This is a genomic window from Mesorhizobium sp. M00.F.Ca.ET.216.01.1.1, from assembly GCF_004010325.2.
Classification (GTDB): domain Bacteria; phylum Pseudomonadota; class Alphaproteobacteria; order Rhizobiales; family Rhizobiaceae; genus Mesorhizobium.
Window position 1 is genome coordinate 1 of sequence record NZ_SADR02000409.1, and the last position, 312, is coordinate 312.

Annotated in this window: 1 protein-coding gene; it reads right to left on the bottom strand. The window is 68.3% G+C overall.

The genetic code is table 11. The features are described 5' to 3' along the window. Window positions 1-312 (bottom strand): sugar nucleotide-binding protein (locus EN859_RS36710; RefSeq protein WP_135913717.1); only part of this gene is annotated, 312 nt, incomplete at both ends.

The window sequence follows — 312 nt, forward strand, 5'->3', positions numbered from 1 at the left end:
GCATGCAGGATCGCGTCGGCGATGTCGAGCGCCGAGGTCGGATTGCCCCATTGGTCGGCGACGACCGCGATCTCGTCGCGGTCGGCCGCCAGCCGCAGCATCGTCTTGACGAAGTTCCTGCCGAAGGGGCTGTAGACCCAGGCCGTGCGCAGGATGAGATGGCGCGGATTGGCGGCGGCCACCGCCTCTTCGCCGGCGAGCTTGGAGGCGCCATAGACGCCGAGCGGCGCGGTCGGGTCGGTCTCGACATAGGCGCCGTCCTTGGTGCCGTCGAAGACATAGTCGGTCGACAGATGGATGACCGGAACGCCG